A 22,597-nucleotide genomic window follows, 5' to 3' on the forward strand; every position below is an offset into this window, starting at 1 on the left:
CCTACCTTACATAGATTTAGACTTGAACGAGCAACCTAGATGAAGAGAATAGGGGGTTCAAGATGAGTAGTGAAGATAAAGGGGTAACAAGCCATTCATCCTATGAAGAGAAGCTCGCTTATGTAAAAGAAGAACTGGCTGTTGATAAGAACTTTGATATCATTTGTTTGGAAATGGTTCACGCCAATCGAAAAATGGCCCTTTTTCTAGTGGATGGGTTTGGGAAAGATAGTGCGCTCACACAAATTCAGCGTGAACTCTCACATACGAGTGAAGAAGAAGTAGACGAATCCTACGATGCGCTCATAAAAAGCCGCATTCCGTATGCGGAGATTGAACAAGAAAAAGATCTTGATACTGCTATTGATCAAGTCTTATCCGGGCCGGCGGCTCTTCTTGTAGAAGGTCTTCCTTATTGTATTATCATTGATACAAGGGAGTATCCTGTTCGCGGTCCAGAAGAGCCCGATACGGAGAAAGTCGTTCGCGGTTCAAGAGATGGTCTTGTTGAAACATTAGTGATGAGCGCCGCTTTAATTCGAAGACGGATAAGAGATCGAACATTCCGTGTAGAATATCAGCAAATTGGACGACGCTCTAAAACGGATACAGCCTTACTTTACATTGCTGATATTGCCGATCCCGATTATGTCCATCAAATCCGTGAATCCATTAAAGCAATTGATACCGATGGATTGCCAATGGCTGATAAGACGATTGAAGAGTTTGTGTTTAAAGAAGGGGGAAACCCATACCCACTTGTGCGCTACAGTGAGCGACCCGATGTATGCGCAACTCACTTATACGAAGGACATGTCATCCTACTAGTGGATGGTTCTCCAAGTGCAATGATAACCCCGACAACATTTTGGAATTTGCTTCAGCATGCAGAAGAATATCGACAAAAGCCTGTCATTGGTGCGTTACTTCGATTTGTGCGTTTTTCGGCAGTGTTTATCTCGCTCTTCTTATTACCTATCTGGTATATGCTAGCGACAAATCAAGAGTTGGTGCCAGAAGCGTACTCTTTTATTGGAACACAAGAGGATGGGAGTATTCCACTTTTTATTCAATTTATGATAGCAGAAGCTGGGATCGAAATGCTGAGAATGGCGTCTATTCATACGCCCAATGCGGTAGCCGAAGCATTAGGGTTAGTGGCCGCACTTTTAATTGGGGATATTGCTATTCAAGTAGGAATGTTTTCACCTGAAGTGATTTTATACTTAGCAATTGCTGCTGTAGGAACATTTGCTACACCAAGTTATGAACTTTCGCTGGCAAATCGGTTTATGCGCCTTTTGTTTTTAATTGCAACTGCAGCGTTTGGCCCAGTTGGCTTTGTTAGTAGCGCAACACTATGGTTTATCGCTTTAGTTCGACTGCGAGGGCTTCGTGTTCCATATATGTGGCCATTTATCCCATTTAATCTTAAAGCGTTGCGAGATGTGTTTTTCCGAATTCCAATGCCTTTAAAAAATCGTAGACCTGCTATCAACCATCCGCAAGATCCGGATAGGTAGCAGGTCTACCTTTTTTAATAACGTTCGATATCTTGCTTGTGTACATCATCTTCTATGTACGGATGACTTGTTTCTACAGGGATGTTCTGATTGGCAATTACAAGACCAAAGGGAGTGTCTGTTGTTGCAGAAACAACTGTATAAGGGATGTTGTTTATCATCGCAAGCTTTACATACTCGTTGTAATCTGAATAGGCTAATTGTCCGTTAATAAACATTTGTATGTTTGGCTTAGCTTTTAGGACGCGCTCTACTTCTGGATAAACCACGTTAGAACGAACTTGATTTATGGTTAACGCGAGATGAAGACGCTCAGCGATTGTTGTTAAGAATATACGTCTTTCTGCAGGCTTTGTCTCCAAACCGCCTCGAATAGCATGCTCTAGTACTTCATTTACATCTCTTGCCATATTGATGCCACCTCTTTCCTAATCAATCCCCTCTATCATCGCAAACCTGTCCTGAAATCTCAAATAAAAACATAGGATGGTAGAAACGAGAAATCAGCACAGGGGTTGATGAGATGTGGATTTGGTTTGTTATTGTATTTTTTGTCCTAGCAATTGGGCTGACGTTAGGAGGGGTATCCACGTTTATGCGTGGACTTCCGCCCATTGTTGTACTCATAGTCCTAAGCTTTTATTTTTTATTCTTTAGCTACATTGGCATGTTTGTCGCGCTCGTAAGTTTTTCTTGGTTCGGCTTTCGTTTTTTTGATATTGCGATTGTGATTTGTTCCTTTTTGTTTATTATCGCCATGATACGTTCATACCATCCTGCTTTTGGCTATCAACTTTTTTATAAACCAATCGCTTGGATTTTGGCCAGTTTGTTTTTCTTTATGGGTTTACAGTGGGGAACGCTCGGATATGGAACTTTTTTTACGATTACGATGACTTTTTTCTTCACGTTAGCGGTTTTTATCGGCATTTTGCTGTATAATTCTATGTTGATGTGGGTAAAAAACGCATACCTCGCTGCCGTTATTCCACTTGCTTCATTCCTTTTAGTTACAGTCATAAAGCTGTTATAATAGGACATGAGGTGTATAGATGAAATCGATCGTAGATATTAGAGACTTATTAAAGCAATATGGTTCTTTTATTTATACAAGAGACCGCGGAATGGATTTGCAACTCATGCAAAAAGAAATAAAAGATTTACATCAATATGGAATGATATCAAGCCATACGTATCAAGGCGCAATATTGATTTTAAAACAAGAGGAAGCGAAACTTGGAATGGGGGATTCTAATGGGGAATGAGCTTTATGCAGGAATTGACATAGGGGGAACATCCGTTAAGCTTGCGTTTATTACAAATGAAGGCGATTTAGTTAAAAAATGGGAAATACCTACTGATATAAAGAACAATGGAATGAATATTGTTAACGACATTGCTGAAACGGTTAAAGCAAATCTAGATGATGACCAGACACTAATGGGTGCAGGTGTAGGAGCTCCTGGTTTTATTGAGATGGAAACAGGTTTTATCTATCATGCTGTTAATATTGGCTGGCGTGATTACCCATTAAAAGACGAGTTAGAGAAAGCTTTAGGCGTTGTTGTGAGAGTTGATAACGATGCGAATTTAGCAGCTCTTGGAGAAAAATGGCAAGGTGCTGGAGATGGCGCTACTGAACAGTTGTTTGTTACGCTAGGAACAGGTGTTGGTGGTGGTATCATTACAAGAGGACAAATTCTTCATGGTGTAGGCGGTATGGGTGGAGAAATTGGTCATATTACTTCTGTGAAAGAAGGAGGATCTCTTTGTAATTGCGGAAAAACCGGGTGCTTGGAAACCGTGTCTTCTGCAACGGGAATGGTTCGTTTAGCTAAAGAAAAACTTGAAGCAGGAAGAACATCGATTCTTTCTCAAAGTGAATCTCTAATACTAACAACAAAAGACATTTTTGAAGCGGTGAAAGCTGGAGATCAAGTAGCGACAGAAGTAATTATGGAAGCGATTGATCATTTAGGCTACGCGATTGCCAATTTAGCAAATACATTAAATCCCGCCAAGATTGTTATTGGTGGAGGCGTTTCAAAAGCCGGAGAAGACCTCTTAGCTCCTCTTCGTGTTGTGTTTGATCAGTATGCCCTGCCACGTGTAGTGGAGCAGGCAGAAATTAAATTGGCTCATTTAGGAAATGATGCAGGTATTTTTGGAGCTGTATGGTTAGCGATACAAGCTGTTAAAGCAAATGAGAATAGAAGCAATTAAGAATTGAAAGTTGAGGTTAACATCAGATGGTGGATTACCGTATAGAGCGAGATTTACTAGGAGATAAACAAGTACCAAAGGATGCGTATTATGGGATTCAATCTTTACGAGCTAAAGACAATTTTCCCATTACTGGCTATCCACCGCACCCGGAACTTATCCGTGCGTTCGGTTATGTCAAGAAAGCGGCAGCAATGGCAAACCGTGATGTAGGCGTCTTGCGTCCGCATATTGCTGATGCCATTATTAAAGCGAGTGACGATGTCATTAATGGACAATTAAACGAACAGTTTATAGTTGATTCCATTCAAGGTGGTGCAGGGACTTCATTTAACATGAATGCGAATGAAGTCATTGCCAATCGGGCAATTGAAATTTTAGGCGGGGAAAAAGGCGATTATTTAAAAGTTAGTCCGAATACACACGTCAATATGGCTCAGTCGACAAATGACGCGTTTCCGACTGCTATTCACATCGCTGCTTTGCACATGACCCAAGGGTTAACGGATGAATTACGAAATCTTATTGCGGAAATGCAGGGGAAAGCAGATGAATTTGACGATGTACTAAAAATGGGCCGTACGCATTTACAAGACGCTGTGCCGATTCGATTAGGACAAGAATTCGGTTCTTATCGGAAAGTGTTGGTCCGCGATTTAAAGCGAATTAGTCGATCCGCTGACCATTTGCATGAAGTCAATATGGGTGCTACTGCTGTTGGGACCGGGTTGAATGCAAAGCCTGAGTACATTGAAAAAGTGGCCACTCATTTAGCTACCGTGACGAATTTACCGTTCAAAACCGCAGAAGATCTCGTTGATGCGACTCAAAATACAGATGCGTATACAGAGCTATCTAGTTCATTAAAAATATTAGCAATTAATTTATCAAAAATAGCAAATGATTTACGCTTAATGAGTTCAGGACCTCGTACAGGTTTAAATGAAATTAATTTACCAGCACGTCAGCCTGGTTCCTCCATCATGCCAGGTAAAGTGAACCCGGTTATGTGCGAAGTCATTAATCAGCTCTCTTTCCAAGTGATTGGCAATGATCATACAATTAGTCTTGCTTCTGAAGCTGGTCAGTTAGAGTTAAATGTGATGGAGCCGGTACTTGTATTTAATTTATTACAGTCACTTACCATTCTTGAAAATGGAATGCGTGTGTTCCGTGAATATGCGATTTCTGGCATTACAGCAAATATTGAACGTTGTAAAGAACTTGTGGAGAATAGCGTAGGTATTGTGACCGCCATTAATCCGCATGTTGGGTATGAAGTGGCAACAAGAATTGCGAAAGAGGCATTAGAAACAGAGCGACCAGTTCGGGAAATTTGCTTGGAGCGAGGCATCTTATCTGAAGAGGAATTAAATGAAATCCTTGATCCAAAAGAGATGACCAAGCCTGGTATCGCTGGGTCTCGATTCTTACCACTTTAAAAATAAAAGCACTTATGTCATACTAAAATAAATAGCAAAGACTAGGGGTGCCCGATGAAGTTGGGCTGAGAATAAGAACGTGTTTCTTTTACCCTTTAACCTGATCTGGATTACACCAGCGGAGGGAAGTCGGCATACGCAGATGAAACAATGTAGCGTGTAAACCGTAACCCTTGTGGTTACGGTTTTTTTGCGAAAGGGAGTGCAGTGAAGATGAAAGATTTTCAACTTTATGTGATAACAGGAGAAGCATTTCATAAAGGCAAAGAGCTTGTGACGGTAATGGAGGATGCGATAAAGGGCGGCGCCGATTTTATACAACTTCGCGATAAAACAAGCAGTCGAAAAGAAGTTTTCGAAAAAGCTAAGCAGCTCAAAGAACTTTGTCGGTCATATGAAATTCCTTTTATCGTAAACGATTATATCGATATCGCTATGGCTGTTGATGCAGATGGCGTTCACGTAGGACAAGATGATATGCCTCTCGCTCATGTTCGTAAGCTAGTGGGCGACGATAAGATTATTGGTGTCTCTACTCATAAATTAGAAGAAGCGTTAGAAGCCGAGCGAGGTGGTGCTGATTATATTGGTGTCGGCCCAATCTTTAAAACCAATAGTAAAGAAGATGTCGTTGATCCGGTAACAACATCCTATATTAAAGAAATTAAAGCCAATCTTTCCATTCCATTTGTAGCAATCGGCGGTATAAAAACCCATAACGTTCGCGAAGTAATTGAAGCAGGAGCGGATGCGGTATGTGTGATTACAGAGGTTGTTGCAGCTGACGATGTGCAGGCAGCTGCAGAACGGCTGACTAAAGCGATTAATGAGGCGAAAGCATGAAACTAACGATAAATGGAAAAGAACGTATTGTAGAAAGTAAGACATTGCTTGATTTAATGACAGAGTTAAATGTAAATGGGCAGCTTGTCGTAGTGGAATTAGCTGGAGACATCATTCCAAGAGAAAAATGGAGTGTAACCGAGCTCGACGAACAAAAGCCTGTTGAGCTTGTTCATTTTGTTGGAGGAGGTTGAACATGAAAAAAGAATCATTGACTATTAACGGAAAGACACTTCAATCACGCTTTTTCTTGGGAACAGGTCGCTATCCGAACCCGTTTGTTCAAAATGAAGCCATCAAAGCATCGGGAGCAGAGGTGCTAACTTTTGCTTTAAGACGTGTTAATTTGGAGGCGCCAATGGAAGATTCCATTTTGCAACATTTACATGGTGAAACCTTTCAATATTTACCTAATACGTCTGGTGCTTCCACTGCAGAGGAAGCCATTCGAATTGCACGTCTCGCAAAAGCATCTGGTTTAAGCGATTGGATTAAAATTGAAATTAGTGCTTCGGAAAAAACGTTGCTACCTGATCCGATTGAAACGTTAAAAGCAACCGAAGTTCTTGTATCAGAAGGGTTTACTGTTTTACCATATACGTCAGATGACCCTATTCTCTGCAAACGATTAGAAGAAGCAGGTGCACATGCGGTTATGCCAGGCGCAGCGCCCATTGGAACAGGTCTAGGTATACTCAACGAATACAATTTAGGTTTAATTGTAGAAGATGCGAGAGTACCGATTATTGTTGATGCTGGCCTGGGCACAGCTAGCGATGTGACAAAAGCGATGGAACTTGGTGTGGATGGAATTTTAATGAATACGCCAGTTGCAAAAGCAAAAGACCCTGTAAAAATGGCAACGTCCATGCGCTTAGCTATTGAAGCAGGTGAATTGGCGTATGAGGCGGGAAGAATAGCTAAAAAACCATATGCAAGTGCAAGTAGTCCAACAAGTTATTAGATGAACGAGTGAGGTTTTATTATGCAGAAAGTCGTTATTGTTGGCGGGGGTATTATCGGATTATCGATTGCCTTAAGGCTCGCAAATAAAGGGGTACATGTAACCGTTTTGGAAAAGAATACATGTGGGGGACAAGCTTCAGGTGCAGCAGCAGGCATGCTAGCACCTTTTTCTGAAATCGGGGAAGATCAAGATGTGTTTTTTGACTTTAGCTTAGCAAGCCTTCGAATGTACCCTGAGTGGCAAGCGTTCGTTAGAGAAACATCTGGAGTGGATTTTGAATTTTCTCCATCCGGGACCCTACATTGCGTGTACCATGAAGCGGATTTATTGCCCCTATCATCGAGGATATCTTGGCAAAGTGAATACAATGAAGACATGCGCATATTAACTCAAGAAGAAGTATTAGAACGAGAACCCCACTTATCAAGAGACATAAAAGGGGCCATTTATTATCCAAATGAAGCCCATATTTATGCCCCAGATTTTGTGAAGGCTTTAATAGCAGCATGTAGAAATTTAAAAGTAGACATTTATGAGCAATTAGGTGAAGTGGAAATTGTAGAAGGTTCGTCTGTTCGTCTCAAGACTGATACAATGGAATGGGAAGCTGATCAAGTAGTCATTGCCACAGGAGCGTGGGCAATGAAGCAAGGAGAAGCGCTCGGGCTGCAGTTGCCCGTCTATCCAATTCGAGGGCAAATTTGTGCCTATCGACCAGAAAAGCCGCTCTTAAGTCACATTGTTTATACGAGTCAAGGCTATCTCGTACCAAAAGCAAATGGTACAATTGTTAACGGAGCTTCTGAAGACATTGCGGGATTTGAAACAGCTGTTACTGCCAAAGGGATTGATCGCTTAAAACGCTGGAACAAAAAAATGGTACCAGCTCTTGAAGAAGAAACCCCGTTTCATGAGTGGGCAGGCTTGCGTCCGGCCACACAAGACGGTTTTCCGTTTATTGGACGTTTAACCAATCACCCCTCTGTGTATCTAGCATGCGGTCATTACCGTAACGGGATTTTATTAAGTGCGATAACAGCAAAAGTGGTGGCGGAAGATCTTTTAGGCGAAAAGGTTTCATTCCCACTTCAAGCGTTTCATCCTGAACGCTTTTCATAGGAGGAAAAAATGACAATTCCTAAAATGTTGTCCGTCGCTGGATCTGATTCTGGTGGAGGGGCTGGCATCCAAGCAGATATTAAAACAGGTCAAGAGTTAGGTGTCTATACGACAACTGCCGTTACGGCATTAACAGCGCAAAATACAGTGGGTGTGCAAGAGGTTTTTCCGGTTAGTACTGATTTTCTGAAGGCTCAGCTTGAGGCAGTGCTCAGCGACATTGGAACCGATGTTTTAAAGACGGGTATGCTTGTTAGTGAGGAACATATTCAAGTTGTCTGTCATGTAATAGACGCATATTCAATTAAAAATGTTGTTGTCGATCCGGTAATGGCATCAACGAGTGGATCGGGTTTGTTAAATGAGGCTGGTGTTACAGCCTTAAAAGAAACGTTGTTGCCGCGAACGACCGTCTTTACACCGAATATACCAGAAGCGCTACGATTGACTAACACACATGAACCAATCACCATTGCAGATCTAAAGGAACTCGCGGTACAATTGTATCAGTTTGGTCCTGATGTTGTTGTATTAAAAGGTGGGCACTTTAATGGAGACGCAGTGGATGTATTTTACGATGGAACGAAATTAGAATTGCTGACTGAAAAGCGAATTCAACTTACGAATACGCACGGAACGGGTTGTACATTTGCTTCGGCTATAGCAGCTGAACTCGCCAAAGGATCAATCCCTCTTGAAGCAGTAAAGCGAGCAAAAGTTTTTATAACAGAAGCGATCCGTTATGGTCTACCGATCGGTAAAGGGAACGGGCCTACCAATCACGCCGCTTACAAAAAGAGCAGATAAGGAGTAAGAAAAGTGAAAAGGCACTGGGTTGTATTTATTCTACCTGCTATTTTAATGGTTTTTATCGCGCTAGGAGGCTTTATCTATTTATCGCAAGACGATACGTTGAGTAACGAGGAACTACAGAAAGAAGTAGAATTTACTGCTGACTTCCAGCAGCAAGCCGTTACAATCGAATGGGCGTGGCCGCAACTTCCGACAGAAGGCATTTATGGCATAGATTATATCGGGTTGTCGTTTGACGGAGATCCACAAGCCGTTGAAATAGGTCAGGTAACGCTTCCTGTCGAACCAGAACAAACCTATGACGGTTTCGCTGTAGAGAATGGGATTATTTTTGCATTTCCGACAGAGATGCAAGAGCATCAAAGTGTCGGTACAAGAGGCCAACTTATTCAAGGGTTACCGCCAGAAGTAGATGTAGAAAATGTTAAGGTGACGTTGTTACATACTTGGACAAACCATGAGGACCTACTACTTGAAGACGCAACGTTTGCAAATCCTCAATTCGGACAAGCGAAAAATGTTCAGCATTGGGTTAAGACGTATTCATTGGGGGACTTACTTGAGAATTAGTGGAATGTCGTTTGAAAAAGGTGTATTTTTCATGACAAATCAAACACTTGCTTGTAGCTTTCATGATCGAGAGGGTGAGCTTCGTTCATGGAGTAAGCCTCTAAATGCAAAGACACTTGGTCATGCAACACTGCTCGTGTGGCGATCAAGTTCTTTCTGGTTTAAAGCGATTTGTGGACTAGTTATTCTTTTCATTGTTGTACCTAAGCTACTGCCGATATCATGGCAAGGCATTCCCTTTTATAGTTTTTTCTACTTATTATTTGGTACGCATTTTTTCTTTCCGGGCGAGTTAAAACAATATCACGCAGCAGAGCATCAAGTATTTAGCACAAGAGGAAAAGTAAATCATCAAGAGATGGAAAAGGTGGCACAGGCATCGGTACGTAACCGTGGCTGTTCGACTGGACTTGTGGTACTCTACTTTTTGAGTGTCGCCATACTCACTCTGCTTAGTGTGAGCTTCTTTTCTATAATGACAAGCTTAATGCTTGGCTCCTATGTTGCTTTATTGTTTGTAGCGCTATATGTTAGGTTTAATCGCCATTTTACTTTTAAGTGGGTTGTGGCAATTGTATTGCCTCTCTCGTATTGGTTACAAGAACGGGTTACGACAAAAACGCCTACACAAAAGCATCTTGAATGTGCAATTGAAAGTTATGTTCAACTAGGGAAAGTAGCGTTTTCAAGATCACTATTTAAAAAAAGAATGGAAGAGGAGGATAAGTCATGGCAATAGTCGATGTCACCATTATACCAATTGGAACGGAAACCCCTAGTGTCAGCAGCTATGTGGCTACTATCCAAGAAGTTCTAGAAGAAATAACAAAAACCCACGACATTACTTACCAATTAACTCCCATGAGTACGTTAATTGAAGGTGATGTATCCACTTTACTGGATGTGGTTAAGAAAATTCATGAGGTTCCATTTAAACGTGGAATAGACCGAGTGGCTACAAATATTCGGATAGATGATCGACGTGACCAAAAATCTACGCTGCAAAGTAAACTTCAAGCAGTGGAAGCAAAGTTAAAGAAGGAAGATGAACAATAAGTCATCTTCCTTTCTTCATGGAAAAATGAGGAATACCCGCCTCAAAAAAACGCTCTGATGTCTTTAAGTAGCCAAGTCGTAAATAGAAAGCAAGAGCCGGTTCTTGAGCGTTTAGCACCAATTCATCTACGCCTTTTGCGAAACCTACTTCTTCTATTTTTTTCATCAATTGTTCCCCATATCCTTTATTGCGATAAGGTTCTAAAATACTTACTCGTTCAATTTTTCCTGCCTTGCCTACCATTCGTATACGAGCAGCACCGATAGCTTTCTGGTTAGCTGTAAGTAAAAGGTGGGTAGCGGTTTTATCATGCTCGTCTCTTTCTACCTGTGCAGCCACGCCTTGCTCCTTAATAAACACGTCTTCTCTAATCTCGAAGCACTGTGCTTGTAGCGACTCACTAGTAGCAACTTGTACATCAATGTGTTCAATCATGTTGACTGGCCTTGCAAAAGAAATGTTTCATAAACAGTCCACGATTCGTTATCGAGTTGGTAAAGAAGTTGAATACGATCAATGGTCTCTTGATGAGACACATCAATCATTTTAAGTTGACCTACAATATCATCATGTTCTGCCTGCTGTAGCTTTTGTGCAATGGTAATATGGGGTATAAAGACTGAATGCGCACGATCAGTCGGAAACGGTTCTTGATAAAGCTTCTCGTTCAACCAAGAAAGCTGTTTGTTTTCTTTAAGTTTGTAGAAAATGGTAGTTGATTGTGGAAAGAATGTATCTACCTTATACACATGAATATCAATTGGTGGACATTGACGAGCAATATCTCGTAACACGTGAATCATTTTTGGTAATTCCTCATTGCTTATTGAGAAACTTTCTTTTAACGTAATATGAGGTGGGATGTTCGCATAATGGGCATCATAACGCCGCCTTAATCCGTTAGCTGTGTCTTGAAAGGGTTTTGATGGAAAAAGAACAATTCCGTAATTAAGCATTAATCATACCTCCTTTATAATGGAAACAACGATTTTAATCCAGTGGAAAGATAGTTCTGCCAGTAAGTCCACGTATGATCACCATCAAACTCTTCGTACGTGTAGTGAAAAGGTGTGTTGTGGAATACTTCTTTTAGTTGTCTGTTAGGTGTTAAGAAATCTGCTTCTTTTCCGTCTGTCGTTTTGACAACATCTTCTTTTTTGCCAATAATGTGATAAATGGATAAGATGTCTTTTTTCTTGAATTGACTTACTTTATCCTCAACCACTTGATTGACATAAGGGGAGAATAATAAAAGCTTTTTAAATAATGTAGGATATTCTAAAGCAGTTAGCAAGGAAATCGTTGCTGCCAATGAATCTCCCGCCAACATACGTGCTTCTGCCAATGGTTCGACACTGTAGTTTTTTTCTAAATAAGGAAGTAGTTCGCACGCTAGGAATCGTGTATAGGCTACATGGGTCTCATTATTAGGATGATACCAAGTATGTCTCATTGCTACACTTGGGTATGGAACACCAACAACGATAAGTTCTTCAATGTCTAAATCGTCTATTAATGAATCTACCTGCCGGTGCACACGTCCAAAGCGAAAGAAATCTTGTCCGTCTTGACAAATCATTAACCGGTAAGATTTTAGTGGTGTATAATTTGCTGGTAGATAGACAGATAATGAAATGGTGCACTGTAATTGTTCACTTTCAATCGTTGCTTCTGTTATACTGCCTTCGATGTTCGCCATGAATAACTTCCTTTCTAAGGTCTTCTCATACATTAGTTTACCATATTTTTGTGAAAGTGAGGGAGTCTCCGTTTTTTTGACAGTTCTATGATAAAATGAATGATTAAGGATAAACTATTTTTACCAATATCCATCATGAATGGTTAATGGAGGAGTCCGTATGAAATCTAAAAGACCTCATTGGATTTATTATCGAGAGGTATTTCGATCAAAATTTCAAGCAAAGTGTATTCAAGCGAAATTGGAAGACAATTGGGAAAATGGCTATGAAATAGGGCCACTTGTGGAAGTGAAGCGTTTAAAAACGAATAAATATATTGTGCGTTATACGTACGATGAAGTGATGTGACTATAGAAAGTGAGGGAAAGAGAATGGGTGAGAGTCGACTAAGAATGTTGCGCATTCAAAAAGGCTTTAGCTTAGAAGAAGTGTCCAAACAAGTAGGAATCTCTGCCGGATACTTATCGCAAATTGAATCAGGCAAAAGGCAAGTCAATGCATTAATCTCGGAAAAAATCGCGCAATTTTTCAACGTATCTTTAGACGATTTATTTGAAGCTACTCGATATAAAGCTGTATGGGATCATTAATAGAAAAAACGCCCCCTATAAAGAAGGAGCGTCAACTAATTATTTAGGAGAAATCATATTACCTGGTACAACATATTCGTTAAATTGCTCTTCAGTTAACAAACCGCTGCTTATTGCCGCTTCTTTTAATGTCGTATTTTCAGCGTGAGCTTTCTTGGCAATTTTAGCAGCATTTTCATAGCCGATATGCGGATTTAATGCAGTTACGAGCATAAGGGATTCATTTAGCAACTGATCCATTTTTGCTTTGTCTGCTTCTAATCCAATGAGACACTTATCATGGAAATTATTCAGGCCGTCAGATAATAGGCGCATGGATTGAAGGACATTGTATATAATAACAGGCTTAAAGACATTTAATTGAAAATGTCCTTGGCTTGCTGCAAAACCAATAGCAGCATCATTTCCAAGTACTTGTGCTGCAACCATTGTTAGTGCTTCACTTTGAGTTGGATTGACTTTACCTGGCATAATGGAACTACCTGGCTCATTTGCAGGAATGATTACTTCGCCAATACCACAACGTGGACCGCTTGCTAGAAGACGGATATCATTAGCGATTTTAAAAGCGTCAGCTGCAAGTGCCTTAAGTGCTCCATGGAAATAGACGAGCTCATCATGGCTTGTTAACCCGTGGAAATGGTTTTCAGACGCTTTAAAAGAAAAGCCTATCTGTTCGCTAAGTTGCGCTGAGACCTCTTCACTAAAGCCGATAGGTGCATTTAAGCCTGTACCAACAGCTGTTCCGCCGATTGTAAGGGCACGAACGTGATCAAGAGACTGTTCAATCATCGTTGAGCAAGTAGTCAGCATATGTTTCCAACCGCTAATTTCTTGACCGAACGTTAAAGGCGTCGCATCTTGCAAGTGGGTACGACCAATCTTAACGATATCCGAGAATTCTTGTTCTTTTGCTTCAAGCGTTTGTTTAAACTGTCTTAAAGCTGGAATTAATTCAGTCTCAGCGAAAATGACTGTCGCAACATGCATCGCAGTCGGAAATGTATCGTTAGAGCTTTGAGAGTGGTTCACATCATCATTTGGATGAACGGTCACATCGTTATAGCCTTGTTCACTTAAATAACCGTTTGCTAGATAGGCAATGACCTCATTCATATTCATGTTCGACTGTGTACCGCTTCCTGTCTGCCAAACAACAAGCGGGAAGTGATCCTCTAATCCACCAGCGACAATTTGATCAGCGGCATATGTAATGGCTTCAACCTTTTGCGGATGTAGACCTTTTAACTTACCGTTTACAATTGCGGCTGCTTTTTTTAATTCTGCAAAAGCACGAACCACTTCAAACGGAATTTTTTCAGTACCAATTTTAAAGTTTTCCAAACTTCTTTGTGTTTGTGCGCCCCAGTATTTATCGGCAGGAACTTGAATTTCTCCAATTGTATCTCTTTCTGTACGCGTTTTCATTTTCACCATTCCTTTACCCAAGATTGATAACCCAAATCTATCATACCAAAAAACGACAAGAAACTTAACGAAAACATATAAAAAGATCGGTATGGTCGATTGAACTTGCCGCTGTTTTTAAGACCGGCAGGAAGATCACCTAGTCGAAGTAGACAAGGAAAGATCGCTAAAAGCAACAAAAAAAGCGTAAACGATTATACGAGTCCAAAGCCGGAAAAGGACTCATAATCGTTTACGCTCTTCACTCTTAGTCTAGCAAGAAATGTGTTTCGTTTTACGAAAATAATTTTTTGTAAACACTGTAGCCTTCATCATCCAGTTTGTCTTTTGGAATAAATCGAAGCGCAGCAGAATTAATACAATAGCGAAGACCATTAGCTCCAGGACCATCTGGAAAAACATGACCAAGGTGGGAGTCAGCTTCTTTACTACGAACTTCAGTCCGTACCATAAAATGACTACGGTCTTCTTTTTCAAGAATCTCTTCTTCTTCAATTGGTTTTGTGAAGCTCGGCCACCCGCAACCTGCGTCGTATTTATCGTTGGAAGAAAACAATGGCTTACCAGAGACAATATCCACATAAATACCATCTTCTTCGTGATCATAATAGTCGTTTTTAAAAGGTGGCTCTGTTCCATTCTCTTGTGTAACGTGATATTGCATAGGTGTTAGCTTCTTTTTTAACTGATCGTTTGAGTTGTTTGTCATGATGGATCCCCTTTCCAATGTCGTTCAATAAAGTCTGCTCGCCCTGAACCTTTGCGATAGAGTTGATAATGAAATGCATTCTTCTGGTAATAATCTTGGTGGTATTCTTCGGCAGGGTAAAACGGTTTCGCTGGTAATACGAGTGTTGCAATTGGTTTTGAAAATTTACCACTATCTTCTAATGCTTGCTTTGACTGTTCAGCCATTCTTTTTTGTTCATCACTATGATAAAAAACCGCCGTTCGATACGAATCGCCGCGATCGTGGAATTGTCCACCTGGATCTGTCGGATCAATTTGTTGCCAAAACAAAGAAAGAATCGTTTCGTAGGAAATAAGAGAAGGGTCAAATGTTAGTTGAACTGCTTCAAAATGTCCAGTTGTTTCGCTACAAACTTCTTTGTAAGTGGGGTTTTCCGTATGACCGCCAGTATAACCAGAAATGACAGACTCCACACCTTCATATTGATCAAATGGTTTAACCATACACCAAAAGCAGCCGCCAGCAAACGTTGCTTTTTCTAACTGACTCATGTACTCACTCCCATTTCTTTAGATAGTGTTAGTGTAACATACCTACTCTTTGTTCAAAAAACAAACGGCTTTAAACGAAAAGTTTTGACAATGTCAAAAAAGAGTTAAAAAGAAAAAAACATAAAGAACTTTAGCGAAAAAGGGGGTCTTCTTGTCGTTCTTTTTCTTTTTTTGTCAACAAGTTCTGTTCGTAAAATTTGTTATTTAGGAGGAATTTAAAAAGAAAAAAAGAATCAATTGTTGGAATATGTCAAGAATGAAAAGGGGGTTTTATGTCGATGAGATAGTCAATCGCATCGACGGCACGTATGAAGGCGATGATTAAAGAATTACTGAATCAGTCAAACGCACCGCAATGTGTTATTTATGAAGACGTCATCATCATGCGGAATGTAGCTTTTAATAAATTAGCTAAGCTAAGTAATCATAACGATGAAATTCCGATGTCCACAATTTTAAGTTATCAATCAATGGAAGAATGGGTTCTCGAAACAAATCACTCTCCCATCCATTTAACCATTAAGCATGCGGTATTAGATCAAGATTACATGCTCTATACTTTCGAGGCTGATAACAAGACTGAAGACATCCGACTAAGTTTAGTGACAAAGGATTATACAAAGAAATTAAGATGGCTTACAGACGAAGATGGCAAAATCATCGATGGAAGTGCTGTCGGTCGTGAATTTTTAGATGTACATGATTCCATCTGGAGTTTTGTTCCGAAGGAATTAATGTCTAAAGACATGAAAAAGCAACTGATTACGTTTTACTATCAGCATACAGAATATGAAGTTCGAATTATTACCTATTATGGCTATATTTTATTTGATGTCATTAATGCCAAACAACGGGTGGAGCAATTAATTGCGCGCAACGAACTGATTAATATACTAGAGCTATCAAATGAATGCTACATTTTACATGACGATATGACCATTCATTACGCAAATAAAGCAGCCCATCTTTATTTAGGTGTAGAGGAAGAAGAACAGCTTCTTACTGGAAGACCCTTGCGCCAACATATCCAAGCGAGAGAATTAAAGCTCATTAAGGAATCTGTTCGCAATCAACAAGAGGAGATTTTATTTAGACCTGTTAAGTTAATTAATGGGGAAGGCAGTCTACTTTATACGATGTGTGCCATCCTCCCTGTTCATATTGAGGGAAAAAAGCTATATATTTCAGTATTGAAGCAATCACATCGCTCGTCAAAGAAACGAGAGGAAGCAATGAAAGTTGCGTCCCGTTTATCAGCGAGTATGGCACATGAAATTAGAAATCCATTAACGACTATCAAGGGGTTTATGCAATTATACAAGGAAATGAAAACAATACCTGAGAGTCAGCTAGCTGTTATTGATGAAGAACTCGAACAAATGGAAAAAATTATTAATGATTATGTTTTTCTTGCGCAGCAAAAAGGGATGAAACCAAGCGAAACAATTGAAATGAATGATTATTTACAATCTTTCATGAAAAAAGACGAAATACAAGCATTGACTCAACATAACCCAGTCGCTATTTCAAGCGCAGAGTCGTTTTATTTTAACGGTTACAAGGAAGAGTTAGATTTACTCTTTTTAAATTTAATTGAAAATGCTGTTGACGCTAGTGAAAAAACATCAACCATTGAAATACGAGTGACGTCGGAACAAAATCAACTCTGTGTTCAAATTATTGATAAAGGCGTAGGTATTTCCCCGAATCGTCTTTACTTATTAGGCCAGCCGTTTTTTTCATCAAAAGAAAAAGGGACTGGTTTAGGTTTAATGATTTGCCACAAAATTGCTGAACTTCATGGCGGTCGCATGGAAATTAAAACAAAGGCTGGTACAGGGACAATAGTTACTATTTATCTACCCCTTAAGGTGACAACAGCTGTTGAAGATGAAGGGGTTAGAACACCACCTCTGCGAGCTTTAAAGCGAAATGAAAGCCAAACAGTAATAAGCATAGGCCAGCGATAACATTTAAAATTGGTAAAAGAGACTGACTAAGGAACTGTCCAAAATATGAAGCAAGAAACGAGAGACTAATGTTCCATACAAGTATGCCAGTAAATAAAAAACCGATGTAATAGATAAATGATCCTGATTGTTCAGTCATTAACTCTGCCAATGTGGAGCCAAAAATGCCAAACCAAAACATTAAATTAATTGGGTTAAACAAGGCAATGGAAAGCCCTGTCCAAAACGATGCCCAAATTGGTGCTGTGAGGCTGCTCGAACGTTGAAGAGCAGTCTTTCGCTTATTAATCGACTCGATGCCCAGATAAATTAAAAGAGCAGCCCCAAATACATAGAGAATGATTTGTACAGAAGGCATAAAAATAAACTGCGCTAAGCCAAAGTAAATAATGATCATAAAAAGAAGATCAGCAAGAATTGCGCCAATACCAATAAATAACGCAGGAAGAAAACCGTGAGAAACACCTTTTTTTAGAATGGCTAAACAGATTGGACCTACGGGGACGGCCAACGATAAACCTAGAATAAACGCCGAGAGAAAAGCGGGCATTTAAGAACACTCTCCTTACACAACAGACATGCTTTATTCTTATAATAATGTGGGCGTAGACGATTTTAGACATGCTTTATTTGTAAAAAAGTGTCTAGATTCTGTTAGGGCTTCATAAGATGAATAGGAATGTTAAAGGAGGGGTTCTATATGAAAGCATCACGCTTATTAACGACTGAAGACATGCGTTCGGATGCTGTACCAGCCTGGGTGAACGAAAGTTACGAACAATACAGTAATGTTGTGACGGATCAAACTTTTCCATGTTTTTTTGGACAAAAAGGAGAGCGCAAAGGTGAGTTGCGTTATTCCTTTTTATCGCATGCTGATTGGACGTCACTACCGAGTACATTAACAGCATTTCAATCTTTAATGGCGAAACGACCGCTTATTCGGCGTGGACTTTTTGTGTTTATCGAGCCTGAAGAACAGGAGCAAACCTTGGATTACTATCGACGCTATTTTTGGGATATCTTACAATACTTAAATGATAAAGATGAAAGTGTATGGCCAGCTCATACACCGAGTGATCCGAATCACCATTTGTGGTCATTTTGTTTTAATGGTCAATCCATGTTTGCTTTTGCCAATACACCTGCATATAAGCAGCGTATTACACGAGATTTAGGGCAAAGTATGGTCATCGGTTTTCAACCTCGAGAAATTTTTCAAGGTTTAGAGGGGACTGAGCCTAAAGGTCATAACTCTCGAGAAGCTGTTCGGAAAAGGGTAGAGGCGTGGGATCAAATACCGAAACATCCTGATATAAGCCATTATGGTGATGTAGATCACAGGGAATGGAAGCAGTTTTTTATTGGAGATGACTGTGTACCAATTACAGGCGCTTGCCCGTTTCGCGCAAAAAACGACTCAAAATAGATTTTTAATCTTGTAACGTGATAAACTAAGCGTACTACTTATAGAAATAGGGGTATCATGAAATTTAGAATTGGCTATCGAACATTAAAAACGGCGATTGGTGTATTGATTTCACTTTCCATAGCGCAGTTACTTGAATTAAACTTTGCTTCTTCTGCGGCGATTATTACCATTCTTTGTATTTCGGTCACCCGTAGAAATTCATTACTTGTATCATGGGCGCGCTTTATTGCTTGTATCATCGGACTAATAATGAGCTCAGTTTTGTTTGAATTACTCGGTTACACCCCTGTTGCTGCAGCACTCTTTATTTTGCTCTTTATCCCAGTTGTCTTACTCGTAAAAGCAAGCGATGGCATTGTAACGAGTTCTGTTATCGTTATGCATTTATATGTTGTTGGTGAGACGTCTATCGGCTTTTATTGGAATGAGCTACAGCTTATTTTTATTGGGATTGGAACGGCACTAGTGATGAATTTATATATGCCTTCTAAAGATAAACTATTACGACAGCGACGTATGCAAGTTGAAGAGTTGCTTAAGGCAACGTTGAAGCAGCTTTCGATCTACATACGTGCAGGTGAAAGCAATTGGGATGGAAATGAACTTCCTCAGTTAGATAAAGTGTTGAAGGAAAGTAAGAAAGTTGCCTTTGTTTCAATGCAAAATCATCTCTTATCAGAAGAAAATCATTATTATCATTATTTTTCAATGCGCGAAAAGCAACTTGAGATCATTGAACGTTTAATGCCACACTTAACAAGAATTAATGGGTCAGTCCCTCAGCAAGAAAAGGTCGCGAATTTTCTAGAAGAGCTGTCACGCGCAGTTAGTCCTACCAATTCAGTTGCTTATTTTCTCTTGCAGTTAGAAGAAATGCGCACCGAATTTCGGAATATGCCGCTTCCAAAAACAAGAGAAGAGTTTGAAAGTCGGTCTTCCCTTCTTTTAATTGTGTTTGAATTTGAACAATATTTAAAGACAAAAGACGCGCTTTGGGTGCAAAAATCGGATAAAAAGAGATCATTGAGCAAACCCTAAATGGAGTTCAACTTCATAGGGGTGACAAATGTGAAATGGTCTTTTTTTCTGTTTACGTTTATTATGCTATCAACTTTACTTCCAGAACAATTTCCAGTGGAAAAAGCAGCGGTTATTGTGAATGTCCAAACAAATGAAATGGCAATCTTTGAAGCGAACCGTATAAGCGATGTGTTTCCGGTTGCAAGTGGAAAAAAAGGAGAAGAAACACCTCTTGGTGAATTCCATGTGCTTGTTAAAGCAAAGCATCCTTACTATCGTAAAAAGAATATAGCTGGAGGCGATAAACGGAACCCACTTGGCAGCAGGTGGATTGGCTTTGATGCGAATGGAACGAATGGGCGTACATACGGACTACACGGAACAAATCAACCGCATTCCATAGGTTACAACGCTTCGTTAGGCTGTATTCGCTTAGAGAATTCTTCTGTAGAGTATGTATATGAAAGAGTAGAGATTGGAAGTAAAGTCATTGTAGTGAAAGAAACAAAAAGCTTTTCGGCGTTAGGGAAGCAATTTAACTTGTTGAAGTAATAAGGATATGACCACACACATGCTTCAGGCGGAAATCTCAATGAACTCCGCCTGGCTTGTCTACTTTAAAGGTATGATTAGAACATGCCTAAACCGGCAGCTGCGGTAAACACGCCCCCTAATACGAGTGTTGCAATCATAATATAAATAATTAATCGTTGAAATTTTCGTGGCATAGTCTTCACCCCACTCACACTATTCTACTGATAGTGTAACTGATTGCCTGGAAAGCAACAAGAGGTGTTTTATGCTTGATATTAAATTAGATCACATTGCATATGTTGTAAAATCAAAAGAGGAAGTATCTCAATTTTATTCGCTTTTTTCTCTAGCGGAAGGAAATTGTGAAATTGTGCATGAACAGCAAGTGACGGTTTATCATGTGCAAGTCAAATCCTTTTCAATTGAACTACTTTTACCGTTTCCTGAGAATCGTTCCTTGCAAAGGTACTTAGCGAGACGTGCATCTCCGTGTTTTCACCATTTAGCGCTTCTAAGTTCTGATTTACAGTCTCTACAAAACTGTTTAGAAGAGAATGGCTACGAATTTATTTATGAAAAGGCGAAGACAGGTAGTAATCGAAAGCGGATTAATTTTATAAAACCGGCGTGTACAAGCGATGTACTGATTGAATTGTGTGAGCACCAAACATGAAATGTGCGGCAATATTCGTTATGATAGAAGTGATTATGGTTATTGGAGTGAAGAAACGATGACAGAGAGAATCGTCAATGAATTTATTGAATTGGTTAAGGTCAGTTCTGAAACGAAACATGAGGCAGAAATTGCAGCTTTATTAAAAAAGAAATTTTCCGATTTAGGTTTAAAGGTGGAAGAAGATCAGGCGCAAGAAAAAACAGGTCACGGTGCAAACAACTTAATTTGTACGTTGCCAGGAACAAGCACTGAAGAGATTAAAACGATTTATTTTACATCTCATATGGATACGGTGGTTCCGGGAAAAAACATTCAACCGATTGTTGAAGACGAATACATACGAACAGATGGAACGACTATTCTCGGTGCAGATGATAAGGCTGGTATTGCAGCAATGCTGGAAGCCATTCGAGTCTTAAGGGAGAAAGAAGTTCAACATGGTGATATACAATTTATTATTACTGTTGGGGAAGAATCAGGCTTAGTTGGGGCAAAAGCGCTTGATCAGAAATTGCTCCGTGCTGTATACGGCTATGCCCTTGACAGCGATGGGGAAGTGGGAGGCATGATTACTGCAGCGCCTTCTCAAGCGAAACTTGTCACGAAAGTGTTTGGAAAGACAGCTCATGCAGGTGTTGAGCCAGAGAAAGGAATTTCAGCCATTTCAGTAGCATCAAAAGCAGTCGCGCAAATGCCTCTTGGCCGAATTGATCGCGAAACGACCGCAAACATTGGTCGATTTGAAGGTGGTTCGCAAACCAATATTGTGTGTGACTATGTAGAAATTACGGCTGAAGCTCGTTCTCTAGAAAAAGCCAAACTTGAAAAACAAGTATCCGCAATGAAACAAGCATTTGAAAATGCAGCAAAAGAAATGGGCACGTCATGTGAGGTTCAAATTACTTATTCTTACCCAGGGTATAAAGAATCCGAAGATGCTGAAGTTGTTCGGATTGCCCATGAAGCCATTACTACCCTTGGTTTAACACCATCCATGCGGGCGAGTGGAGGCGGAAGTGACGCAAACGTTATTTCTGGCTTTGGTATACCGACAATTAATTTATCCGTTGGTTACGAAAAAATTCATACGACCAATGAACGCATTGCTGTTCATTCACTAGCTAAAATTGCTCAGGTCATTATAGAAATTGTGAAAACAACCGCTAAACAATAATGAAAACAAGCCGTTCACAAATGTGGACGGCTTAGATCAAGTAGTGAGTTTCATTCGCAAACTCCATGCACTCTAATATCTCTTCTTCCGGTATTCCAGTGGCGAGAGACAAATCGTTTATCGTAGGTGCACAATCATGCTTTACCCGGTAATCGTGTAAATAGTGATTGATTTTGCTCATTGTTACTTCATAATAGTATTTAGATGTTAAGTGTGTGTAAAAAAGCATTCTGACACCTCCAGTTAGTTAGGAGGTCTTGCGAATGAATACTCT

31 protein-coding genes and 1 riboswitch are annotated in these 22,597 nt (G+C 40.0%); of the genes, 21 read left to right on the forward strand and 10 right to left on the reverse strand.

The annotated features are described in order from the left end of the window. Positions 1-62: 62 nt before the first annotated feature. Positions 63-1,523 (forward strand): spore germination protein, encoded by a 1,461-nt coding sequence (locus tag FPV17_RS08980; protein ID WP_144558782.1) that lies wholly within the window; start codon positions 63-65, stop codon positions 1,521-1,523. A gap of 14 nt (positions 1,524-1,537) precedes the next feature. Here FPV17_RS08980 and FPV17_RS08985 read toward each other — a convergent pair whose 3' ends face one another. Continuing rightward, on the reverse strand, positions 1,538-1,933 hold the full coding sequence (locus FPV17_RS08985) for a YueI family protein (RefSeq protein WP_035398101.1): 396 nt from the start codon (positions 1,931-1,933) through the stop codon (positions 1,538-1,540). Positions 1,934-2,046: 113 nt separating this feature from the next. On the opposite strand from FPV17_RS08985, the gene FPV17_RS08990 reads away from it, so the two are divergent. The 12 genes from FPV17_RS08990 to FPV17_RS09045 all read left to right on the forward strand — a co-directional run bounded on the left by FPV17_RS08990 (position 2,047) and on the right by FPV17_RS09045 (position 10,556). After that, positions 2,047-2,556, forward strand: a complete 510-nt coding sequence (locus tag FPV17_RS08990; RefSeq protein ID WP_144558783.1) for a hypothetical protein — start codon at positions 2,047-2,049, stop codon at positions 2,554-2,556. Positions 2,557-2,575: 19 nt separating this feature from the next. Then, the gene (locus tag FPV17_RS08995) at positions 2,576-2,788 is read left to right on the forward strand and encodes a YqgQ family protein (protein WP_035398095.1); all 213 of its coding nucleotides are present in this window, start codon (positions 2,576-2,578) and stop codon (positions 2,786-2,788) included. Beyond that, positions 2,778-3,746 carry an ROK family glucokinase gene (locus FPV17_RS09000; protein ID WP_060705082.1) on the forward strand — a complete coding sequence of 323 codons (969 nt, stop codon included), beginning with the start codon at positions 2,778-2,780 and terminating at the stop codon, positions 3,744-3,746. The genes FPV17_RS08995 and FPV17_RS09000 overlap by 11 nt, the downstream gene beginning before the upstream one ends. Before the next feature lie 26 nt (positions 3,747-3,772). Beyond that, on the forward strand, positions 3,773-5,188 hold the full coding sequence (aspA, locus tag FPV17_RS09005) for an aspartate ammonia-lyase (RefSeq protein ID WP_060705081.1): 1,416 nt from the start codon (positions 3,773-3,775) through the stop codon (positions 5,186-5,188). Between the two features lie 33 nt (positions 5,189-5,221). Beyond that, positions 5,222-5,332: riboswitch (TPP riboswitch) on the forward strand. A 69-nt stretch (positions 5,333-5,401) separates the two neighbouring features. Next, positions 5,402-6,031 carry a thiamine phosphate synthase gene (gene thiE / locus FPV17_RS09010; protein WP_035398092.1) on the forward strand — a complete coding sequence of 210 codons (630 nt, stop codon included), beginning with the start codon at positions 5,402-5,404 and terminating at the stop codon, positions 6,029-6,031. Beyond that, positions 6,028-6,225 carry a sulfur carrier protein ThiS gene (thiS, locus tag FPV17_RS09015; RefSeq protein ID WP_035398090.1) on the forward strand — a complete coding sequence of 66 codons (198 nt, stop codon included), beginning with the start codon at positions 6,028-6,030 and terminating at the stop codon, positions 6,223-6,225. The genes thiE and thiS overlap by 4 nt, the downstream gene beginning before the upstream one ends. Before the next feature lie 2 nt (positions 6,226-6,227). Next, positions 6,228-6,995 (forward strand): thiazole synthase, encoded by a 768-nt coding sequence (locus FPV17_RS09020; protein WP_144558784.1) that lies wholly within the window; start codon positions 6,228-6,230, stop codon positions 6,993-6,995. 21 nt (positions 6,996-7,016) lie between these two features. Next, positions 7,017-8,117 (forward strand): glycine oxidase ThiO, encoded by a 1,101-nt coding sequence (thiO, locus tag FPV17_RS09025; RefSeq protein ID WP_144558785.1) that lies wholly within the window; start codon positions 7,017-7,019, stop codon positions 8,115-8,117. A 9-nt stretch (positions 8,118-8,126) separates the two neighbouring features. Then, complete coding sequence (thiD, locus tag FPV17_RS09030; RefSeq protein ID WP_035394162.1) at positions 8,127-8,924, forward strand: bifunctional hydroxymethylpyrimidine kinase/phosphomethylpyrimidine kinase; 798 nt, start codon at positions 8,127-8,129, stop codon at positions 8,922-8,924. A gap of 12 nt (positions 8,925-8,936) precedes the next feature. Continuing rightward, positions 8,937-9,500: a hypothetical protein gene (locus tag FPV17_RS09035; protein WP_144558786.1), complete on the forward strand. Its 564-nt coding sequence runs from the start codon at positions 8,937-8,939 to the stop codon at positions 9,498-9,500. A gap of 31 nt (positions 9,501-9,531) precedes the next feature. Then, a complete protein-coding gene (locus FPV17_RS09040) occupies positions 9,532-10,239 on the forward strand; it encodes a DUF1385 domain-containing protein (RefSeq protein ID WP_186370765.1) in 708 nt (235 codons plus the stop codon). After that, complete coding sequence (locus tag FPV17_RS09045; protein WP_144558788.1) at positions 10,230-10,556, forward strand: MTH1187 family thiamine-binding protein; 327 nt, start codon at positions 10,230-10,232, stop codon at positions 10,554-10,556. Before FPV17_RS09040 ends, FPV17_RS09045 begins: the two co-directional genes overlap by 10 nt. A 1-nt stretch (position 10,557) precedes the next feature. Here the strand turns inward: FPV17_RS09045 and FPV17_RS09050 are convergent, their stop codons facing one another. Genes FPV17_RS09050 through FPV17_RS09060 form a run of 3 tightly spaced genes read right to left on the reverse strand, consistent with a single transcriptional unit; the run spans position 10,558 to position 12,256 of the window. Continuing rightward, positions 10,558-10,992, reverse strand: a complete 435-nt coding sequence (locus tag FPV17_RS09050; RefSeq protein ID WP_035394154.1) for a GNAT family N-acetyltransferase — start codon at positions 10,990-10,992, stop codon at positions 10,558-10,560. Next, positions 10,989-11,513, reverse strand: a complete 525-nt coding sequence (locus tag FPV17_RS09055) for a 2'-5' RNA ligase family protein (RefSeq protein WP_035394151.1) — start codon at positions 11,511-11,513, stop codon at positions 10,989-10,991. The genes FPV17_RS09050 and FPV17_RS09055 overlap by 4 nt, the downstream gene beginning before the upstream one ends. Positions 11,514-11,527: 14 nt before the next feature. Next, entirely contained in the window at positions 11,528-12,256 is a 729-nt protein-coding gene (locus tag FPV17_RS09060) for an alpha/beta hydrolase (protein WP_144558789.1), read from the reverse strand. Positions 12,257-12,416: 160 nt separating this feature from the next. Between FPV17_RS09060 and FPV17_RS09065 the strand changes: the two genes are divergently transcribed. Together FPV17_RS09065 and FPV17_RS09070 are read left to right on the forward strand one after the other, a co-directional pair. Beyond that, positions 12,417-12,605, forward strand: a complete 189-nt coding sequence (locus FPV17_RS09065) for a hypothetical protein (protein WP_035394150.1) — start codon at positions 12,417-12,419, stop codon at positions 12,603-12,605. A 23-nt stretch (positions 12,606-12,628) separates the two neighbouring features. Then, the gene (locus FPV17_RS09070) at positions 12,629-12,847 is read left to right on the forward strand and encodes a helix-turn-helix domain-containing protein (protein WP_038479087.1); all 219 of its coding nucleotides are present in this window, start codon (positions 12,629-12,631) and stop codon (positions 12,845-12,847) included. Between the two features lie 39 nt (positions 12,848-12,886). Here the strand turns inward: FPV17_RS09070 and fumC are convergent, their stop codons facing one another. The 3 genes from fumC to msrA all read right to left on the reverse strand — a co-directional run bounded on the left by fumC (position 12,887) and on the right by msrA (position 15,517). Continuing rightward, positions 12,887-14,275, reverse strand: coding sequence for a class II fumarate hydratase (gene fumC, locus FPV17_RS09075; RefSeq protein ID WP_035394148.1), 1,389 nt, complete (start codon positions 14,273-14,275; stop codon positions 12,887-12,889). A gap of 274 nt (positions 14,276-14,549) precedes the next feature. Continuing rightward, a complete protein-coding gene (msrB, locus tag FPV17_RS09080) occupies positions 14,550-14,984 on the reverse strand; it encodes a peptide-methionine (R)-S-oxide reductase MsrB (protein ID WP_035394146.1) in 435 nt (144 codons plus the stop codon). Further along, positions 14,981-15,517 (reverse strand): peptide-methionine (S)-S-oxide reductase MsrA, encoded by a 537-nt coding sequence (msrA, locus tag FPV17_RS09085; RefSeq protein ID WP_144558790.1) that lies wholly within the window; start codon positions 15,515-15,517, stop codon positions 14,981-14,983. Before msrA ends, msrB begins: the two co-directional genes overlap by 4 nt. Before the next feature lie 308 nt (positions 15,518-15,825). Between msrA and FPV17_RS09090 the strand changes: the two genes are divergently transcribed. Next, complete coding sequence (locus FPV17_RS09090; RefSeq protein ID WP_144558791.1) at positions 15,826-17,487, forward strand: ATP-binding protein; 1,662 nt, start codon at positions 15,826-15,828, stop codon at positions 17,485-17,487. Here FPV17_RS09090 and FPV17_RS09095 read toward each other — a convergent pair. After that, a complete protein-coding gene (locus FPV17_RS09095) occupies positions 17,417-18,037 on the reverse strand; it encodes a LysE family translocator (protein WP_035394139.1) in 621 nt (206 codons plus the stop codon). The two genes, FPV17_RS09090 and FPV17_RS09095, sit on opposite strands and share 71 nt — an antisense overlap. Positions 18,038-18,187: 150 nt before the next feature. On the opposite strand from FPV17_RS09095, the gene FPV17_RS09100 reads away from it, so the two are divergent. Genes FPV17_RS09100 through FPV17_RS09110 form a run of 3 tightly spaced genes read left to right on the forward strand, consistent with a single transcriptional unit; the run spans position 18,188 to position 20,491 of the window. Beyond that, positions 18,188-18,916 carry a YqcI/YcgG family protein gene (locus FPV17_RS09100; protein WP_035394137.1) on the forward strand — a complete coding sequence of 243 codons (729 nt, stop codon included), beginning with the start codon at positions 18,188-18,190 and terminating at the stop codon, positions 18,914-18,916. Between the two features lie 57 nt (positions 18,917-18,973). Continuing rightward, positions 18,974-19,957, forward strand: a complete 984-nt coding sequence (locus tag FPV17_RS09105) for an aromatic acid exporter family protein (protein ID WP_035394136.1) — start codon at positions 18,974-18,976, stop codon at positions 19,955-19,957. A 30-nt stretch (positions 19,958-19,987) separates the two neighbouring features. Further along, positions 19,988-20,491, forward strand: coding sequence for a L,D-transpeptidase (locus FPV17_RS09110; RefSeq protein ID WP_246117160.1), 504 nt, complete (start codon positions 19,988-19,990; stop codon positions 20,489-20,491). Between the two features lie 77 nt (positions 20,492-20,568). Here FPV17_RS09110 and prli42 read toward each other — a convergent pair whose 3' ends face one another. Beyond that, the gene (gene prli42, locus FPV17_RS21870; protein WP_152980813.1) at positions 20,569-20,667 is read right to left on the reverse strand and encodes a stressosome-associated protein Prli42; all 99 of its coding nucleotides are present in this window, start codon (positions 20,665-20,667) and stop codon (positions 20,569-20,571) included. Positions 20,668-20,738: 71 nt separating this feature from the next. Here prli42 and FPV17_RS09115 point away from each other — a divergent pair, with 71 nt between their 5' ends. Together FPV17_RS09115 and FPV17_RS09120 are read left to right on the forward strand one after the other, a co-directional pair. Continuing rightward, positions 20,739-21,146, forward strand: a complete 408-nt coding sequence (locus FPV17_RS09115) for a VOC family protein (RefSeq protein WP_035394133.1) — start codon at positions 20,739-20,741, stop codon at positions 21,144-21,146. A gap of 58 nt (positions 21,147-21,204) precedes the next feature. After that, positions 21,205-22,323 (forward strand): M20/M25/M40 family metallo-hydrolase, encoded by a 1,119-nt coding sequence (locus FPV17_RS09120; RefSeq protein ID WP_035394131.1) that lies wholly within the window; start codon positions 21,205-21,207, stop codon positions 22,321-22,323. A 31-nt stretch (positions 22,324-22,354) separates the two neighbouring features. Here the strand turns inward: FPV17_RS09120 and FPV17_RS09125 are convergent, their stop codons facing one another. Further along, positions 22,355-22,552 carry a hypothetical protein gene (locus FPV17_RS09125; RefSeq protein ID WP_035394129.1) on the reverse strand — a complete coding sequence of 66 codons (198 nt, stop codon included), beginning with the start codon at positions 22,550-22,552 and terminating at the stop codon, positions 22,355-22,357. Positions 22,553-22,597: the final 45 nt, after the last annotated feature.

Origin of the sequence: Shouchella miscanthi (assembly GCF_007725405.1) — a bacterium.
In the GTDB taxonomy this organism is placed as follows: domain Bacteria; phylum Bacillota; class Bacilli; order Bacillales; family Bacillaceae_D; genus Shouchella; species Shouchella hunanensis.

Excerpts from the sequence above, each read along its gene's own strand:
- FPV17_RS08980 (WP_144558782.1), top strand. The coding sequence starts at position 63 with ATGAGTAGTGAAGATAAAGGGGTAACAAGCCATTCATCCTATGAAGAG.
- FPV17_RS08985 (WP_035398101.1), bottom strand. The coding sequence starts at position 1,933 with ATGGCAAGAGATGTAAATGAAGTACTAGAGCATGCTATTCGAGGCGGT.
- FPV17_RS08990 (WP_144558783.1), top strand. The coding sequence starts at position 2,047 with ATGTGGATTTGGTTTGTTATTGTATTTTTTGTCCTAGCAATTGGGCTG.
- FPV17_RS08995 (WP_035398095.1), top strand. The coding sequence starts at position 2,576 with ATGAAATCGATCGTAGATATTAGAGACTTATTAAAGCAATATGGTTCT.
- FPV17_RS09000 (WP_060705082.1), top strand. The coding sequence starts at position 2,778 with ATGGGGAATGAGCTTTATGCAGGAATTGACATAGGGGGAACATCCGTT.
- aspA (WP_060705081.1), top strand. The coding sequence starts at position 3,773 with ATGGTGGATTACCGTATAGAGCGAGATTTACTAGGAGATAAACAAGTA.
- thiE (WP_035398092.1), top strand. The coding sequence starts at position 5,402 with ATGAAAGATTTTCAACTTTATGTGATAACAGGAGAAGCATTTCATAAA.
- thiS (WP_035398090.1), top strand. The coding sequence starts at position 6,028 with ATGAAACTAACGATAAATGGAAAAGAACGTATTGTAGAAAGTAAGACA.
- FPV17_RS09020 (WP_144558784.1), top strand. The coding sequence starts at position 6,228 with ATGAAAAAAGAATCATTGACTATTAACGGAAAGACACTTCAATCACGC.
- thiO (WP_144558785.1), top strand. The coding sequence starts at position 7,017 with ATGCAGAAAGTCGTTATTGTTGGCGGGGGTATTATCGGATTATCGATT.
- thiD (WP_035394162.1), top strand. The coding sequence starts at position 8,127 with ATGACAATTCCTAAAATGTTGTCCGTCGCTGGATCTGATTCTGGTGGA.
- FPV17_RS09040 (WP_186370765.1), top strand. The coding sequence starts at position 9,532 with ATGACAAATCAAACACTTGCTTGTAGCTTTCATGATCGAGAGGGTGAG.
- FPV17_RS09045 (WP_144558788.1), top strand. The coding sequence starts at position 10,230 with ATGGCAATAGTCGATGTCACCATTATACCAATTGGAACGGAAACCCCT.
- FPV17_RS09050 (WP_035394154.1), bottom strand. The coding sequence starts at position 10,992 with ATGATTGAACACATTGATGTACAAGTTGCTACTAGTGAGTCGCTACAA.
- FPV17_RS09055 (WP_035394151.1), bottom strand. The coding sequence starts at position 11,513 with ATGCTTAATTACGGAATTGTTCTTTTTCCATCAAAACCCTTTCAAGAC.
- FPV17_RS09060 (WP_144558789.1), bottom strand. The coding sequence starts at position 12,256 with ATGGCGAACATCGAAGGCAGTATAACAGAAGCAACGATTGAAAGTGAA.
- FPV17_RS09065 (WP_035394150.1), top strand. The coding sequence starts at position 12,417 with ATGAAATCTAAAAGACCTCATTGGATTTATTATCGAGAGGTATTTCGA.
- FPV17_RS09070 (WP_038479087.1), top strand. The coding sequence starts at position 12,629 with ATGGGTGAGAGTCGACTAAGAATGTTGCGCATTCAAAAAGGCTTTAGC.
- fumC (WP_035394148.1), bottom strand. The coding sequence starts at position 14,275 with ATGAAAACGCGTACAGAAAGAGATACAATTGGAGAAATTCAAGTTCCT.
- msrB (WP_035394146.1), bottom strand. The coding sequence starts at position 14,984 with ATGACAAACAACTCAAACGATCAGTTAAAAAAGAAGCTAACACCTATG.
- msrA (WP_144558790.1), bottom strand. The coding sequence starts at position 15,517 with ATGAGTCAGTTAGAAAAAGCAACGTTTGCTGGCGGCTGCTTTTGGTGT.
- FPV17_RS09090 (WP_144558791.1), top strand. The coding sequence starts at position 15,826 with ATGAAGGCGATGATTAAAGAATTACTGAATCAGTCAAACGCACCGCAA.
- FPV17_RS09095 (WP_035394139.1), bottom strand. The coding sequence starts at position 18,037 with ATGCCCGCTTTTCTCTCGGCGTTTATTCTAGGTTTATCGTTGGCCGTC.
- FPV17_RS09100 (WP_035394137.1), top strand. The coding sequence starts at position 18,188 with ATGAAAGCATCACGCTTATTAACGACTGAAGACATGCGTTCGGATGCT.
- FPV17_RS09105 (WP_035394136.1), top strand. The coding sequence starts at position 18,974 with ATGAAATTTAGAATTGGCTATCGAACATTAAAAACGGCGATTGGTGTA.
- prli42 (WP_152980813.1), bottom strand. The coding sequence starts at position 20,667 with ATGCCACGAAAATTTCAACGATTAATTATTTATATTATGATTGCAACA.
- FPV17_RS09115 (WP_035394133.1), top strand. The coding sequence starts at position 20,739 with ATGCTTGATATTAAATTAGATCACATTGCATATGTTGTAAAATCAAAA.
- FPV17_RS09120 (WP_035394131.1), top strand. The coding sequence starts at position 21,205 with ATGACAGAGAGAATCGTCAATGAATTTATTGAATTGGTTAAGGTCAGT.
- FPV17_RS09125 (WP_035394129.1), bottom strand. The coding sequence starts at position 22,552 with ATGCTTTTTTACACACACTTAACATCTAAATACTATTATGAAGTAACA.